The sequence below is a fragment of the uncultured Roseobacter sp. genome (genome assembly GCF_947495275.1).
Taxonomy (GTDB): Bacteria; Pseudomonadota; Alphaproteobacteria; order Rhodobacterales; family Rhodobacteraceae; genus Roseobacter.
The window spans coordinates 1-1,096 of the sequence record NZ_CANLYL010000056.1 but is presented as its reverse complement, the minus strand read 5'-3'; the positions used below and the strand labels follow the sequence as shown (position 1 = coordinate 1,096).

The 1,096-nt window shown below is 52.9% G+C and carries 1 protein-coding gene; it reads right to left on the bottom strand.

Going from position 1 to position 1,096, the window contains the following annotated elements:
• Positions 1-1,039 (bottom strand): IS3 family transposase gene (locus Q0802_RS24670; protein WP_298922662.1). Its coding sequence is split into 2 segments (ribosomal slippage), with 1,040 coding nucleotides annotated over them: positions 1-775 and positions 775-1,039; the frame shifts between segments, so codons are not numbered across the junction. This gene is flagged as partial in the annotation.
• Positions 1,040-1,096 lie beyond the last annotated feature (57 nt).

The following is a 1,096-nucleotide window of genomic DNA, read 5'->3' as shown; positions in this document are numbered from 1 at the left end:
TTGTAGTGGTTCCTCCATCTTTCGATAATGATTTGGGCCTCACGGAGCGAATAGAAGATTTCACCGTTGAGCAATTCATCCCGCATTCTCCCATTGAAGCTTTCACAGTATCCGTTCTCCCAAGGTGATCCAGGCTCTATATAAGCCGTCTTGGCACCGACACCTTTGATCCAATCCCTGACGGCCTCAGCAATGAACTCAGGGCCATTGTCTGACCTGATGTAAGCAGGCACACCGCGCAGAATGAACAAGTCAGTCAGCGCGTCGATGACCTCAGTCGAGTTCAGCTTCCGTTTAACCCGGATCGCCAAACATTCCCGGCTATGTTCGTCCAAGATGTTGAGCGTCCTGAACGCCCTGCCGTCGTCTGTACGGTGATGCACAAAGTCGTATGACCAGACATGGTTGCGACACTCAGGCCGCAGCCGTACGCAAGATCCGTCGTTAAGCCAAAGCCGCCCCTTCTTTGATTGTTTCATTGGCACTTTGAGCCCCTCACGTCGCCATAATCGTTCAACACGCTTGTCGTTGATTTGCCAGCCAGCCTCTCTCAACAAAGCAGCAACCCGACGATAGCCATATCGACCGAATTGGCGGGCTAGTTCGATCATATCCGCGACCAAGCGCTCTTCGTCAGCACGCCCTCTTGGCAATCGTCGTTGCGTGGAACGGTGCTGGCCTAGAACGCGGCAAACCCGCCGCTCAGAAACCTTGAACTGACGACGCACATGATTGATGCAGGCCCGCCTACGTGAGGGGCTCAAAAGTTTCCCGATGCGGCTTCCTTCAAGATTAGCTTGTCCAATGTCAGATCAGAAACTGCCCGTCGAAGTCGCTCGTTCTCATTCTGCAGCCGCTTCAGTTCCTTGAGTTGTTCTGTGCCCATTCCGCCGTACTTCTTCTTCCAGCGATAATAAGTCTGTTCAGTCACGCCTATCTGCCTGATCGCATCAATTCGGGGCATGCCTTGCCCAATCAAAACTTCAACCTGCCGTAACTTCACGACAATCTCTTCTGGCTTGGGTCTCTTAATGGCCATCTCTGGTCCTCCACTTTCCTAACTATAGGGGCGGACCACTTCAAAGGGGGAGGCTCA